Here is a 13,478-nt window from a genome sequence, read left to right on the forward strand (position 1 = left end):
GCCGCTCCCCCGCAGGCGTCACGGAGGGAAACACCGGACGAGAATGTGCCCGCATCCCCCGCTGGCGCGGTTTCACCCGCTAGGGTTGGTAACAAGTCGTCAGGTCCTCACGATCCGCCCGGTCCGCCGGAGGGGTCACGAGGGGCAGGCGACCCGCGGTCCCGGGTCCCGGGATCGATGCATCTCTTTTGAAGGAAATTTCGTCATGGCAACAGGCACCGTCAAGTGGTTCAACGCTGAAAAGGGCTTCGGCTTCATCGCTCCCGACAACGGAACCGCGGATGTGTTCGCTCACTACTCCGCGATCGCGACGGGCGGCTACAAGTCGCTCGACGAGAACCAGAAGGTCGAGTTCGAGGTCGCCCAGGGCCCCAAGGGTCCCCAGGCTGAGAACATCCGCCCGCTCTAATGCCACCCGCTCGCCTCTGGTGAGCGCAGCACGCTGAGCTTCCGAGGACGGCTCCGACCACGTGGTCGGGGCCGTCCTCCATTTAACGCGAGCCTCCGGGTGCGGCACCATGGAGCGTGCCCTCCTACCGCATCACCATGACCGTCGGCGCGCTGCGACCGGGCGCCGACCCCGCCGCCGTCCTGCCGGCCGCCGCCGCCGAGGCGGCCCGCGTCGCGACGCTCGAGGCGAATGACCTGCAGGTCGTCCGCGGCGAGCCCCGGCTCACGGTGCGCTTCACCGCGGAGGACGACGCGGCGGCCGAGCGCGTCGCCGCGGCGGTGCGCGCACGGACCGCGGAGCTCGTCGAAGTTGTACGCGGATCGATCACGCGGCGTGACGGGGGAGATTGGACGCGGATCTGACGTCCCCGAGGCGCTGCGCCGCGGCTCCCGCCGCCAGCCTGAGCCGGACGTGTCCTCCCACGACATATCACGTCGATCGCGTCCATGGGACGTCAGGAACGCTGGGGTGGCGCTGTAGTCTCGACTCCAAGAGCCGACGGTGACTCAGGGGGACGCACCATCGGCTTGGGGGGACGATGATCGAACAGCAGGCGACGCACGACGACGCACGAAGGGCAGCCGCTGCGCGAGGACGCGGGCGAGACAGATCCGCGAACGGCCGCGCCGGCGCATCGGGGCCGGAGAGCGAGCTCAGCGACGCGAGGGCCCATGAGTGGCGACGGACCTACGCGTTCGGTCTCGTCATCACCGACCTGCTGGTGCTGATCTGGGTCGTCTTCGGAGTCCAGATCGCCTGGTTCGGGTTCGAGACGTCGGACGTCGCCTTCAACGGCGACGTCGAGGGCGTCGCGGTCAGCTACTCCCTCATCTCCGTCATCATCATCGCCAGCTGGATGATCGCCCTCGGCCTCTACGGGACCCGCAGCTACCGCGTGCTCGGCACCGGCCCGCAGGAGTACCGCCTCATCCTCAGCGCCACCGTGCGCCTGTTCGGCCTGGTCGCCATCGTCGCGTTCCTCGGCCGCATCGACTTCGCTCGCGGCTACATCATCATCGCGCTGCCCCTCGGACTCGTGACGCTCCTCGTGAGCCGCTGGATGTGGCGGCAGTGGCTCAACGTCCAGCGCGCGAAGGGCCGGTACTCCTCGCGCGTGCTCCTCATCGGATCCGAGGCGTCCACGGGCTTCCTCGCCCGCGAGCTCGCGCGCCAGCCCTTCGCGGGCTACCTGGTGGTGGGGGCCTGCATCCCCTCCGGCGTGATCGCCGCGACGCTCCCCGGCACGGGCATCCCCGTCCTCGGCAAGCTCGATGACCTGCAGGCCGCCATGCGCGCCGTCGACGCGGACACGATCGTCATCGCCAGCAACGATGAGCTGTCGCCCGAGCGGATCCGCGAGCTGAGCTGGTCGCTCGAGCCGGGCCGCCAGCACCTCGTGGTCGCGCCGAGCCTCACGGACATCGGCGGGCCGCGCATCCACACCCGCCCGGTCGCCGGCCTTCCCCTCATCCACGTGGAGACGCCCCGCTATGAGGGCACGAAGCTCTTCGCGAAGCGCACCTTCGACATCATCGCGAGCACGCTCATCCTCATCGTGGCGTCGCCGCTGTTCCTCGCCATCGCGATGACGATCCGCCTGAGCACCCCGGGTCCGGTCGTGTTCCGCCAGGAGCGCGTGGGCATCAACGGACGCACGTTCCCCATGCTCAAGTTCCGCACGATGGTGACGGACGCGGAGGCGCGCCTGCTCGACCTGCAGCAGCAGAGCAGGGACGCGGGGAACTCGGTCCTGTTCAAGATGAAGGACGATCCGCGGGTCACCACCGTCGGTCGATTCCTCCGTCGCTACAGCCTCGACGAGCTCATGCAGCTGGTGAACGTGCTCAACGGCACCATGTCCCTGGTCGGCCCCCGACCGCCGCTCGCCCGCGAGGTCGAGGCCTACGAGACGAAGGTGCACCGTCGCTTCCTCGTGAAGCCGGGGATCACCGGGCTCTGGCAGGTGAGCGGTCGCTCAAACCTCTCGTGGGAGGACAGCGTGCGGCTCGACCTCTATTACGTGGAGAACTGGTCGATCATGGGGGATCTGGTGATCCTGTGGCGGACGGCGAAGGCCGTCCTGGCGCGAGAGGGGGCGTATTGAGCGGCCAGACTCCGCCGCTGTCATCCTCAGCCGGTCCCCCGACCGTGTCATCGGATGCGGCGCCCGATGAGTCCGCGGAGCGATCAGAAGGCCTTAGGACGGACGTGCCCGTGAACGACGGTCGCCGGATACGCTCCCAGTTCGCGTGGATCTCCGTCGGTCGGATCGTCGCAGCGCTGCTGCAGGCAGCGACCATGCTGCTCCTCGTCCGCTCGCTCCCACCTGAGCAGTTCGGGTTCTTCGCGGCCGTGCTGGGACTGCTCGCCGTACCGCAAGTGCTGTTCGACCTGGGGCTGCCGACGCTGGTGATCCGAGAACGCGCACGGGATCGTCTCGATGGGTCCGTCACCGCGGCGCTGCGCCTGAACACGGGCCTCGCCATCACCCTGGCGACGTGCCTAGGCGCGCTCGGCGTCGCGCTCGCCCTGCTCGTCGACGCGCGCTACTGGTCCCTTCTGCCGCTGGCCGTGTGGGCCGCCGCCGAACGCAGCGCCGACACCTGGCTCGGGGTGGTCCTGGCTGACGGTGACGCGCGGATCAACACCACCAACCTCGTCGTCAGGCGCGTGGCGACCATGGGCCTGTTCCTCGCGTCGACCATCGTGCCGATCCTCGAGCCCATGCTGGCGTACTCCGTCGCCGTCGCGGCCTCCGCGGTCGGCTCCCTGGTCTTCGCGTACGTCTACGTGGCGCGGAGGCTGGCTCCCTCCGACGGCTCCAGGATGCGGGTGCTCCTCTCCCGCTCCTACCCATACTGGATCAACTCGGTCGCGGCCCAGGCGCAGAATCTGGACGCGGCCATCACCAGCGCTCTCGCGGGTCCGCTGCAGGCCGGGTTCTACGCGACGTCCGCGCGCCTGACCAACCCCTTGCGGATACTTCCCGCATCCCTGGCGACCGTCCTCCTCCCCGTGGCCGCGAAGAAGACCTCGAGGACCCTCCGTGGCGTCCTCTTGCTCATCTCCGGAGCCAGCGGGCTGTTCGCCCTCCTGTACCTGCTCCTCTTCGCCGCGGTCCCGTTCCTCGTCCCGTTCGCGCTCGGCTCGGCGTACCAGGGGGCAGTCGTGCCCCTCCAGATCACCGCGATCGGGCTGGTCTTCGCCTCCTGCGCTGCGCTGCTGGGCGCTGTGCTGCAGGGCGTCGGCAAGAAGAACTTCGTGGCGACGATCAGCGTCCTCTCCACCATGATCTGCCTGGCAGGCGTGGCGCTGGGCGCCGTGACGAACGGGGCGACCGGCGCCGCGCTGGGCCTGGCGAGCGCGTACCTGGTCCAATGCGTCGCATTGCTGATCCGGCTGAGCCGCTTCGTCCGCCGGAAGGAAGACAACGCCTAGTGCCCCACGCGCCGATCCGCCGGCGTCTCGCGCGCGGCCGCGCATCACGATGGCGCGGGACCGAACTGCCCGCATGACACCTCGACACGACAGGAGGCAAGCGAATGACGCAGAGAGTCGCCATCACGCAGCCATACGTACCCGGCTACCGCGAACGTCTATGGGAGCTGGTCATCCAGGAGCTCGGTGAAGCTCGAGTGGAGTGCCGCGTGTTCTACGGAGGCGATCGGAGCCAGCACGAGGAGATCGCCGTCCGAGGGGATGGCATCGAGCCGCGCTGGGCCAGCAGGGTGCGTGCGTGGACGTTCCGACCTTCGCGAAGGATCCCCAAGTTCATGTTCCGACGGATCCCCGCATCCTGGTCCGGCGCGGACGTGCTGCTCGTGACGGAGATGCAGGGGACCAACCTCAACGCCTGGCAGCGCCTGGCGCTCCGCCGTCCGTACATCACGTTGGGCCACGGCCTGTCCGAGACCACGACCCAGTCGCAGCTCGCGGATCTGGTGGAGAACCGCCTCAACCAGCATGCCTCCCACGTGCTGACCTACACCGAGTCGGGTCGACGACACGTCCTCCGCTCCACACGACTCGACCCCGCTCGCGTGACGGCCTTCCGCAACTCCACGGACACGTCGCGACTGGAGCGCGCGATGGCGGCGGTCGATCCTGCGAGGGCGCGCGCCTTCCGGGAGAGTCACGGCATCCCCGACGATGCATCCGTCGCGCTCTTCCTGGGCGCCTTGAACGAGTACAAGAAGATCGATCTCCTGGTCGATGCCGCACGGATAGCCATGGAGGCGGATCCGTCGGTCTGGCTGGTCGTCGCAGGGGACGGGACGATGCGCGCGTCCGTCGACGCCCTCGCCGTCGACACCGGCAGGGTCGTCATGCTCGGACACTCGACTCCCGAGGACTACGCGCCGGCTGCGTCCGTCTCCCGCCTGCTCCTCAATCCCGGCCGGGTCGGATTGGTGGCGGTCGATGCCCTGGTCATGGGACTGCCTGTGCTCACGAGCTCGGGCGCGGCGCACGCCCCGGAGTACGAGTACCTGACCCGAGGCCTGAACGTCTTCGAGGCGGAGACCACCCCCGAGGCGTACGCGCGGGCTTGGGTGGAGACCAGCCTGTATGGGGCGGCGGCGGAAGTGGGACATCCCACGATCGAGGCAGCGGCCCAGGCCATCAGCGGAGCCATCCTCGGTGTCATCTCGAGGTCGGAGAGGTGATCGAGGTCCTCGAGCCCTGCCACGGGTGACGGCAGACGAGGCATGACGGCCGATCTCCCCGCGGTCCCCTCATGTCCTCTCCCGCGCGCACGGCCGCGACGACGGCGGTCCATGCCGGGCGTGGGTTGCGACCATGAGCCGCCGCAGCCTCCGAGTGGACCTCCTCCGCAGCTTGTCATCCATGGAGTTGCTTCCGCACAGGTTCCGTCCCGTCCTGCTGAGGTGGGCGGGAGTCACAACCGGTCCCCGCGTGCACGTCCTTATCGGGCTCCAGCTCAGCGGGCATGCCGACGTGGTGCTGGGCGAAGGGGTGTTCGTCAACGTCGACTGCTTCATCGACGCGCAGGCCGATGTCACCATCGGCGACCACGTGAGCCTCGGCGACCATGTGAGGTTGATCACCTCGACCCATCAGGACGGTTCGTCGCGGAAGCGCGCAGGCGCTCTCACGGGACGGCCTGTGTCCATCGGCTCCGGCACGTGGATCGGATCGGGCACGACCGTGCTGCCCGGCGTCAACGTTGGTGTCGGATGCGTCATCGCCGCCGGCTCCATGGTGACGGAGGACTGCGAGCGGGACAGCCTGTACGCGGGCGTCCCCGCACGCCTCAAGCGACGCCTGACCTGAACTGGTGCCGGCTATTTGCCGACGGCACGGCCCGTGGTGGGGCCTGCGGCCGTCCCGTCACTCGAATCCTCCTGCGGGTCTTCTGCGGCCGGTGGCGATCGACTCCTAAAGGTCGGTGATCCGTCCGGGGGTGATGCGTCCTCTCATGAGGTCGCCCACGCCGAGGAGGTTCCCCCGGAGACGCGCTCTCCTCCAGTCGATGCCCCGTAAGGAGCCGAGGACGTTCGCGAGGAGGGGTTTTACGACCAGTGCCCCGGCGTGGCGCGCCGTTATGCTCCGCTTCTTCACGAGGTGGATGGGGTTGGACATCTGGGAGTAGCCGAAGCGCCTGTGCTGCTGGCGTCCGCCTGACTTCGCTCCCAGGTGCACGGCCACGCAGGCTTCGCTCCTCATGAGTCGCCCGAGCGTCGCGAGGCGTCGCGAGTAGTCGAGGTCCTCGAGCCACGAGTACAAGGGCAGGGCCTCGTCGAACCGCAGGTCTCGAGCAGCGCTCCATCTCACGGCCGCGTTGCAGCCATACAGGCCTCGGACCTCCGCGAGGGCGTGTCCGCCGCTCTCGCTCGCGGAGAGCGCGCGCATGGCGTCCTCCGGCGAGACCGGTGATCCCTCTGCGGCTCCGTCTCGGAGCAGCGTGCCCGTGAGGCCGACGACGTCCAGGTGCGCGCCAAATGCGATGGCCGCCTGCTCGAGGTAGTCCTCGCGCGTGACCGCGTCATCGTCCAGGAACACGACCATGTCGCAGTCCGGTGCGACGGCGTCGAGTCCCGCGTTCCTCTGAGCGGACGCCCCCTTCGAGCCGATCAGCACTTGCACGAAGGGTGCCAGTCCCTGCACCCCGATCACGTCCTCCTGTGCGGGTGCGGAGACGATCAGCTGGGATGGGCGAATGGTCTGCTGGAGCATGGATGCGGTCAGCGCGGCGACGTTCTCCGGCCTGCCGATCGTGGCGACGACGACAGCTATCTTCATGGGTTCTCCGTGATCTCCGACATGCGCGATGGGTGTTGTCTCGATGGTGGGGCTCGGAGCGGTCCGGCCCTCTTCGTCAGGGGGTCGGGCTCCATGGCTCCCGTTCCGGGAGGAGGTCCTCGGTGGATCGCATGTAGAAGTAGGCGATCAGAGCCGGCCAGAATGCCGCGCGTTCGAGGATCACGGGATTGGACAGACCGAAGGCGACGAGCATGGCGAGCGACAGCAGACCCGTCGTCGCCAAGTGGTCTCCGCGTCGTCTCCAGAGGGCCGGCACGGGGCGGAGCACGTAGGTGTAGTACCCGAGCAGGAGGACGATGCCACCGGTGGAGATAAGTTGGAGGGGGACCGCGACTCCTCCAAGAGCCTCGAACCCACCGCCGAGGACGGGATTGTCGAAGAACTCCTGCAGGGCTGTGGAATTGATGCTGGAGCGCGCCGCGTCGCTGAGGGGGGCTCCCGTGAGGAGCCTCGACCCCGCTAGGAGCGCCGGCAGCTGCACTACCGCCAGGCTCCCCGCGAGCAGGAGCACGGGCGCGGCCAAGACGCGACCTCGAGTGGAACGGATGGCGAGGACGATGGAGAGTCCGAGCGACGTCGCTCCCACGAGCAGTCCGGAGCGGGAGTCGCTCAAGAAGAGGGCGCCGAGATTGATCACGAGAGCGGCGAGCCAGAGGAGCTTGACCTTTGCTGTGGCTGAACGCAGGAAGTAGATCAACGCAGGGAACACGATCGTGATCGAGAACGCCAGGCCGTTGGGGTGCGCGGCCAGGCCGCTGAGGCGTTCCCCGGTCGCCTGCGTGAGGACGCCTTGCAGCGAGATCGCGCCGCTCGCGACCAGAGCTGCGGTCGCGGAGCTCAGCGTGATGCCCACGGCCCACCAGGCGAGGAGGTCGATGAGCAGCTTCCTGGTGTTCGCGATCGCGAGCGTCTGGATGAGGACCGCCACGAGGGTCGTGGCGAGGAGCACGCGGAGGACCATCACGGACGCGAACGCGTCGCTGCGGCCGGAGATGACGGCGAGCGTCTCGATCACGATCGCGCCGAAGAACGGGATGATCATCCAGAAGGAGATGTACACCGGCCGCCGATGGGCTATCCGCGCGATCAACGTGAGCAGCAGGCTGCCGGAGAGCAGCCAGTCCACGACGTTGACGCCGCCTATGGAGACCGCGCTCCAGGAGGAGGACAGGGCCGCTACGCACAGCGTCAGGTCCGTGATGCGCGCGCGAGTGGGGCGCGGCGTGGGAGCCGCGGTCGGAAGACGCATCGTGGTCGTCATCGGATGGACCTCGTTCTCTCGATCTGACTCCTGGTCGGCGCGACGCGTGCGTCTCGACGCGGTCCGCGCACGCGGTCGTCGATGACGCCCCTCCGGCCGTGGGCGCGCATCCGGGCTCCGTCTGGGCGGAGGTCGCGGTGGGGGGTCATGTGGTCCGCCGTCGGCTCCGACCGCGCGAGGGCGCCGTCGGAGCGGGACGCATCCCTTCGAGCCATCGCCCTGCCACCGAAGGCCAGTCGAAGTCGCTCGCGGCGACCCTGACGGCCTCCTGCCTGGCGGCCTGGAACGGCTCCACCTCCGCGAGACGGCGCACCGCGTCGGCGAGGAGGTCCGCGGACGGTCTCGGGATCACACGACCGGCGTCGCCCGTGATGCTGGACGCGGCCGCGACCGCCGCGGTGGCCACCACCGGGACGCCGTGGGCCAGAGCCTCGGCGACTCCGATCCCGAAGTTCTCGTCATCGCTGGGGAGCAGGAAGATGTCGCTGCCCTCGTAGAGGTCCTTCTTGTCCGTGCCCGTCACGGAGCCGGCGAAGTCCACGGCATCCGTGATCCGCAACTCGTCCGCGAGGCCCTTGAGCGCCTGCTCGTAGTCCGGTCTCCCGGTCCCCGCGATCGTCAACCGGACGTTCTCCCCCGCATCGAGCAGAGTGCGCACGGCGCGCAGCATCACCTCGACGTTCTTCTTAGGCGCTATTCGCGACACGGAGAGGAGGCGGAGCGGTGAGTGGGTGTCATCGCCGATCCGAGGTCTGTCCGGGAGCGCGGTCCCTACGCCTCCGACGAATGTCGAGACCTGCGGGAGGAGCTCGTGGATCTGCTCCTGCTCGATCCTCGATTGCACGACGATGCGGGTGATAGCCCACCGCAGGGATCTTCCGACCACGGCTTCGTATATCCGCTTGCGCTTCACCGACACCTTCTGCTGATACGGGGTCAGCGAACCGTGAGGCGTGAGATGGACGTCCGCTCCCAAGATGCGCGCCACGACGGCGGCGACGGGTAGCCACGGGTAGAAGTACCCGTGGATGACGACCGCGTCGGCCGACCGGATAATGCGGAGCAACCCGATGAGCGACAGCGCGTCCTCGCGACCTCGGAGCCAACGCGGTCGCTGCCGAGTGATCGCTGAGGGATCAGCGGCGGCGACAACCGAATCCGCTCGCCTTCCCTTCACGCTCACGAGTTGCGACGTCACGTGAGGGAGGCCGTTGAGGGCGGCGTCCAGTTCGAAGGCGAATCTCGGAGGACCGCCATCGGCCACGTCCAGCGAGTTGATGATTTGAACGATTCGCACTGGAGGCAGAACCCTTTCGAGGTGGACTCGGTCGCGCCGGGGCGACTGCGTCTGATGAGTGTCGTGGGAGCGAGGGGCGCGTCTACGGGAACCGTGCGCCGACGACGGTGCAGTCGGGACCCGACACGATCGCGCCCGCGGGCACGTCGCCCGCGACCACGGTCATCGGCCGGGCGAGCGCTGATCGGCCCACGTGCGCGCCGCCGAGGACCAGGCAGCGCGAGGTGATCCATGCGCCCGGCTCGATGACGATGGGGCGCGTGATCAGGGCCATGTCGCGCCGGTGCGCGTGGCTGCCCGTGGTGAGCATCGTCTCCTGGGAGAGGACGACGTCGTGGCCCACGCTGATGAGGTCCTGGTTGTGGAACCAGACGCCCTCGCCGATCCAGGAGCGGTCGCCGATGCGCAGCTTCCACGGGAACTTGACCCGCGTGCGCGGCCGGAACACCACGCCGTCGCCGATCTCGGCGCCGAACGCCCGGAGCGCGCGGACGCGGAGCGACGAGCTGATCTGCCACGGGTTCGTGACGAGGAGCAGCTCGACGGCGGCCCACAGGTAGACCGTGCGCTTCGGCCGGTCCCACGCCTGGTGCTCGCCGGGAGCCTGCGACAGGTCGATCACCGGGACGTCGACCGCGGGGTCGGGCGCGGCCGTCACGCGCGCACCCCGGCGCCCAGGGCGGCCAGCGCCTGCGCGAAGCGCACGTACCTGGCGTGCGCGCTGACGGGCGAGTAGCGGTTCTGGAACATCCGCTGGGCGGCGGTGGTGAGGGCCGCCGCGCCCTCGGTGTCGCAGCGCAGGTCCTGGGCCGCCTGGAGCAGCCGCTCGGGGTCGCCCGGCGGGATGATCGCCGCCGCTCCGTGCTCGCGCACGACGCTCTCGGTGATGCCGCCGTCCTCGACCGCGGCGATGATCGGGCGTCGGCTGCTCGTGTACGACGTGAGCTTCGAGGGCATGCTCATCTCGCGCACGCCCGGCTTCTCGTTGAGCAGGAGCGCGTCGGCCGCGGCCAGCGCGTAGGGGTAGTCGTCGCCGTCGAGCGGCGGCACGAAGCGGAGCGAGCGGATCCCGGCGCCCTGCGCCTCGAGCGCGGCCCGCTGGTTGCCGTCGCCCACGAGGACGAACTCGATCCCGAGGTCGCGCGTGTCGGACAGGCGCGCGGCCTCCACGACCGACTCGAGCCCCTGCTTCATGCCCATGTTGCCGGTGTGGACCACCGTGAACGCGTCGCGGGTCCACCCGAGGCGCGTGCGCGCCGCGGCGGTGGAGACGTCGACCGGCGTGATGTGCGTGAAGTTCGGCAGCCCGGAGATGGATCCGTCGGGCAGCCCCTGCTGGACGAGCAGGTCGCCGAAGCGCGGCGTGATGACCCCGATGCGGTCGGCCCGGCGGAGGAGCGCGTACTCCCCCGACGCGATGAGCCGGGAGGCCCTGCCGCCCGTGGTGCCGGACTCGCCCGCGGCGTTGCCCGTGAGGTCCTGCACCAGCACCCCCAGCGGACGGCGGCCGTGCCCGAGGGCCCCTGCGGCGAGGCCGGCGAGGGACGGCGTGACCGCGATGACGATGTCGCTCGTGTCCCGTCGCACCTCGCGGAGCGCGCCGCGCAGGAAGCTCGCCTCGAGCTTGGCGCGGCCGGCGAGGTCCGGCGTCTTCGGGATGGTGTGGCGGACGCGGGTGATGCGGACGCCGTCGCGCATCTCCTCCCAGCGCTTCCCGTCGGCGTAGCGCTCGTCCTGCAGCTTCCACTGCGGGTAGTGCGGGATGCCCGTGACGACGTGGACGCTCGCCCCCGCGTCGGTCAGCGCCTCGGCCATCGCGGTCGTGTAGGGCGCGATGCCCGTGGTCTCCGGCCAGTAGTTGATGCCGACCAGGCAGACCGTCAGGCCCCCCAGGTCCGGCGCCGTCTGCATGCGCGCAGCGTCGGTCGTACGTAGATCCCCCATGGGCCCATTCTGGGGCCTCGAGGTTTCGATGTCGTTAACGCACCGCGCGGCGCCGTACCCCGATTGCCGCCGGACGTCGCCCTCACGTTAGATTCGAGCGGACGGCCGGACGGCCGCGCCGGGCGACTGCCCCGCCGCCGACGCGTCGCACGCATGAGAATCTGGGGGGATCCATGGCCAAGAAGGCCTTCATCACGGGCATCACCGGGCAGGACGGCTCGTACCTGGCGGAGCTGCTGCTCGCCAAGGGGTACGAGGTCCACGGCCTCATCCGCCGCTCGTCGACGTTCAACACGTCCCGCATCGACCACCTGTACCAGGACCCGCACGAGGACGGCGCGAAGCTCTTCCTCCACTACGGCGACCTGAGCGACGGCTCGCGCCTCACGACGCTGATGATGCAGATCCAGCCCGACGAGGTCTACAACCTCGCCGCGCAGTCGCACGTGCGCGTCTCGTTCGACGAGCCCGAGCACACCGCGGACACCACGGGCACCGGCACGATCCGCCTGCTCGAGGCCGTGCGCCTGTCCGGCATCGAGACCCGCTTCTACCAGGCCTCCTCGAGCGAGCTGTACGGGGCCACTCCCCCGCCGCAGAGCGAGACCACGCCGTTCTACCCGCGGTCGCCGTACGGGGCCGCGAAGCTCTACAGCTTCTGGATCACCAAGAACTACCGCGAGGCGTACGACATGTTCGCGGTGAACGGGATCCTCTTCAACCACGAGTCCCCGCGCCGCGGCGAGACGTTCGTGACGCGCAAGATCACGCGCGCGGTCGCCGCCATCAAGGCCGGCACGCAGGACCACGTCTACCTCGGCAACCTCGACAGCATCCGCGACTGGGGCTACGCCGCCGAGTACGTCGAGGGCATGTGGCGGATGCTGCAGGCCGACGAGCCCGACGACTTCGTGCTCGCGACCGGCGGGAACTTCACCGTGCGCGACTTCCTCGAGACCGCGTTCTCGCACGCAGGCCTCGACTGGTCCGAGCACGTCCGGTTCGACCCGCGCTACCTGCGCCCGACCGAGGTCGACGCCCTGGTGGGCGACGCCACGAAGGCGGAGGAGAAGCTGGGCTGGAAGGCCACGGTCGACACCACGATGCTGGCCCGGATCATGGTCGACGCGGACATCGCCGCTCTCGAGGCCGAGGGGCGGCCGTGGATCGACACCGTGCAGCTCGCGAGCTGGGGCACGGCCGAGGCGACCGCGGTCGAGGCGTGAGCGCGGCGCCCGCGTCCGCCGCCGACGAGCGCGACGCCGTCGCGTTCACGCCTGCGCCGCTCGACCGCTCGGCCCGCGTCTACGTGGCGGGCCACCGGGGGCTCGTCGGCTCGGCGATCGTCCGGCGGCTCGAGGCCGAGGGCTTCACCGACGTCATCGGCCGCACCTCCGCCGAGCTCGACCTCAAGGACCGCGACGCGGTCTTCGCGTTCTTCGCCGAGGCGAAGCCGGCGCACGTGGTCCTCGCGGCCGCGAAGGTCGGCGGGATCCTGGCGAACAGCACGTACCCGGTCGACTTCCTCAGCGACAACCTGCGCATCCAGGTCAACGTGCTCGACGCCGCGCTCGCGCACGGCGTCGACCGCCTGCTGTTCCTCGGCTCCTCCTGCATCTACCCGAAGCTCGCGCCGCAGCCGATCACGGAGGACAGCCTCCTCACCGGCCACCTCGAGCCGACCAACGACGCCTACGCGATCGCGAAGATCGCGGGGATCATGCAGATCCAGGCCGTGCGCCGCCAGTACGGGCTGCCGTGGATCTCCGCCATGCCGACGAACCTCTACGGCCCCGGCGACAACTTCTCGCCGCAGGGCTCGCACGTGCTGCCCGCGCTCATCCGCCGCTACGACGAGGCGCGCGCGTCCGGCGCGGAGTCGGTGACGAACTGGGGCACCGGCACGCCGCGCCGCGAGTTCCTGCACGTCGACGACATGGCCGCCGCGTGCCTCCACCTGCTCGAGCACTACGACGGGCCCGAGCAGGTCAACGTGGGCACGGGCAGCGACGTCACCATCCGCGAGATCGCGGAGACCATCGCGCGCGTCGTCGGCTACGAGGGCCGAACGGAGTGGGACACGTCGAAGCCGGACGGGACGCCGCAGAAGCTGCTGGACGTATCCAAGCTCGCCGACGCCGGGTGGACCTCCTCCATCGGGCTCGACGAGGGGCTGCGCTCCACGGTCGAGTGGTACCGGGAGCACATCACGACGCTGCGCGAGTAGACGCTCCCGCCCGATC

13 protein-coding genes are annotated in these 13,478 nt (G+C 69.5%); 8 read left to right on the top strand and 5 right to left on the bottom strand.

What is annotated here, in order from left to right; translation table 11 throughout:
• The first annotated feature begins 205 nt into the window (after positions 1–205).
• From FGI33_RS05145 to FGI33_RS05170, 6 genes are all read left to right on the top strand, one after another.
• Entirely contained in the window at positions 206–409 is a 204-nt protein-coding gene (locus tag FGI33_RS05145; protein ID WP_012038298.1) for a cold-shock protein, read from the top strand.
• A 116-nt stretch (positions 410–525) separates the two neighbouring features.
• Positions 526–813, top strand: a complete 288-nt coding sequence (locus FGI33_RS05150; RefSeq protein WP_237582348.1) for a hypothetical protein — start codon at positions 526–528, stop codon at positions 811–813.
• A gap of 176 nt (positions 814–989) precedes the next feature.
• On the top strand, positions 990–2,555 hold the full coding sequence (locus FGI33_RS05155) for a sugar transferase (RefSeq protein WP_119433870.1): 1,566 nt from the start codon (positions 990–992) through the stop codon (positions 2,553–2,555).
• Positions 2,556–2,659: 104 nt separating this feature from the next.
• The gene (locus FGI33_RS05160; protein ID WP_182623257.1) at positions 2,660–3,889 is read left to right on the top strand and encodes a lipopolysaccharide biosynthesis protein; all 1,230 of its coding nucleotides are present in this window, start codon (positions 2,660–2,662) and stop codon (positions 3,887–3,889) included.
• Positions 3,890–3,993: 104 nt separating this feature from the next.
• Complete coding sequence (locus FGI33_RS05165; RefSeq protein WP_119433872.1) at positions 3,994–5,115, top strand: glycosyltransferase family 4 protein; 1,122 nt, start codon at positions 3,994–3,996, stop codon at positions 5,113–5,115.
• Positions 5,116–5,365: 250 nt separating this feature from the next.
• Positions 5,366–5,743 (top strand): acyltransferase, encoded by a 378-nt coding sequence (locus FGI33_RS05170; protein WP_182623258.1) that lies wholly within the window; start codon positions 5,366–5,368, stop codon positions 5,741–5,743.
• A gap of 105 nt (positions 5,744–5,848) precedes the next feature.
• Here FGI33_RS05170 and FGI33_RS05175 read toward each other — a convergent pair whose 3' ends face one another.
• From FGI33_RS05175 to FGI33_RS05195, 5 genes are all read right to left on the bottom strand, one after another.
• A complete protein-coding gene (locus FGI33_RS05175; protein WP_119433874.1) occupies positions 5,849–6,712 on the bottom strand; it encodes a glycosyltransferase family 2 protein in 864 nt (287 codons plus the stop codon).
• A 76-nt stretch (positions 6,713–6,788) separates the two neighbouring features.
• On the bottom strand, positions 6,789–7,994 hold the full coding sequence (locus FGI33_RS05180; RefSeq protein ID WP_119433875.1) for an O-antigen ligase family protein: 1,206 nt from the start codon (positions 7,992–7,994) through the stop codon (positions 6,789–6,791).
• Positions 7,995–8,139: 145 nt separating this feature from the next.
• The gene (locus tag FGI33_RS05185) at positions 8,140–9,291 is read right to left on the bottom strand and encodes a glycosyltransferase (protein ID WP_182623259.1); all 1,152 of its coding nucleotides are present in this window, start codon (positions 9,289–9,291) and stop codon (positions 8,140–8,142) included.
• Between the two features lie 82 nt (positions 9,292–9,373).
• On the bottom strand, positions 9,374–9,949 hold the full coding sequence (locus FGI33_RS05190; RefSeq protein ID WP_119433877.1) for an LbetaH domain-containing protein: 576 nt from the start codon (positions 9,947–9,949) through the stop codon (positions 9,374–9,376).
• The gene (locus FGI33_RS05195) at positions 9,946–11,202 is read right to left on the bottom strand and encodes a glycosyltransferase family 4 protein (protein ID WP_237582350.1); all 1,257 of its coding nucleotides are present in this window, start codon (positions 11,200–11,202) and stop codon (positions 9,946–9,948) included. The genes FGI33_RS05190 and FGI33_RS05195 overlap by 4 nt, the downstream gene beginning before the upstream one ends.
• Before the next feature lie 206 nt (positions 11,203–11,408).
• On the opposite strand from FGI33_RS05195, the gene gmd reads away from it, so the two are divergent.
• Both gmd and FGI33_RS05205 read left to right on the top strand, forming a co-directional pair.
• Positions 11,409–12,461 carry a GDP-mannose 4,6-dehydratase gene (gmd, locus tag FGI33_RS05200; protein WP_119433879.1) on the top strand — a complete coding sequence of 351 codons (1,053 nt, stop codon included), beginning with the start codon at positions 11,409–11,411 and terminating at the stop codon, positions 12,459–12,461.
• The gene (locus FGI33_RS05205) at positions 12,458–13,462 is read left to right on the top strand and encodes a GDP-L-fucose synthase family protein (protein ID WP_119433880.1); all 1,005 of its coding nucleotides are present in this window, start codon (positions 12,458–12,460) and stop codon (positions 13,460–13,462) included. The genes gmd and FGI33_RS05205 overlap by 4 nt, the downstream gene beginning before the upstream one ends.
• Positions 13,463–13,478: the final 16 nt, after the last annotated feature.

This window comes from Clavibacter phaseoli (assembly GCF_021922925.1).
Classification (GTDB): Bacteria; Actinomycetota; Actinomycetes; order Actinomycetales; family Microbacteriaceae; genus Clavibacter; species Clavibacter phaseoli.

What these genes read in the sequence shown, in the direction of transcription:
- FGI33_RS05145 (WP_012038298.1), top strand. Translation starts at nt 206, where the DNA reads ATGGCAACAGGCACCGTCAAGTGGTTCAACGCTGAAAAGGGCTTCGGC.
- FGI33_RS05155 (WP_119433870.1), top strand. Translation starts at nt 990, where the DNA reads ATGATCGAACAGCAGGCGACGCACGACGACGCACGAAGGGCAGCCGCT.
- FGI33_RS05165 (WP_119433872.1), top strand. Translation starts at nt 3,994, where the DNA reads ATGACGCAGAGAGTCGCCATCACGCAGCCATACGTACCCGGCTACCGC.
- FGI33_RS05175 (WP_119433874.1), bottom strand. Translation starts at nt 6,712, where the DNA reads ATGAAGATAGCTGTCGTCGTCGCCACGATCGGCAGGCCGGAGAACGTC.
- FGI33_RS05180 (WP_119433875.1), bottom strand. Translation starts at nt 7,994, where the DNA reads ATGACGACCACGATGCGTCTTCCGACCGCGGCTCCCACGCCGCGCCCC.
- FGI33_RS05195 (WP_237582350.1), bottom strand. Translation starts at nt 11,202, where the DNA reads ATGCAGACGGCGCCGGACCTGGGGGGCCTGACGGTCTGCCTGGTCGGC.
- gmd (WP_119433879.1), top strand. Translation starts at nt 11,409, where the DNA reads ATGGCCAAGAAGGCCTTCATCACGGGCATCACCGGGCAGGACGGCTCG.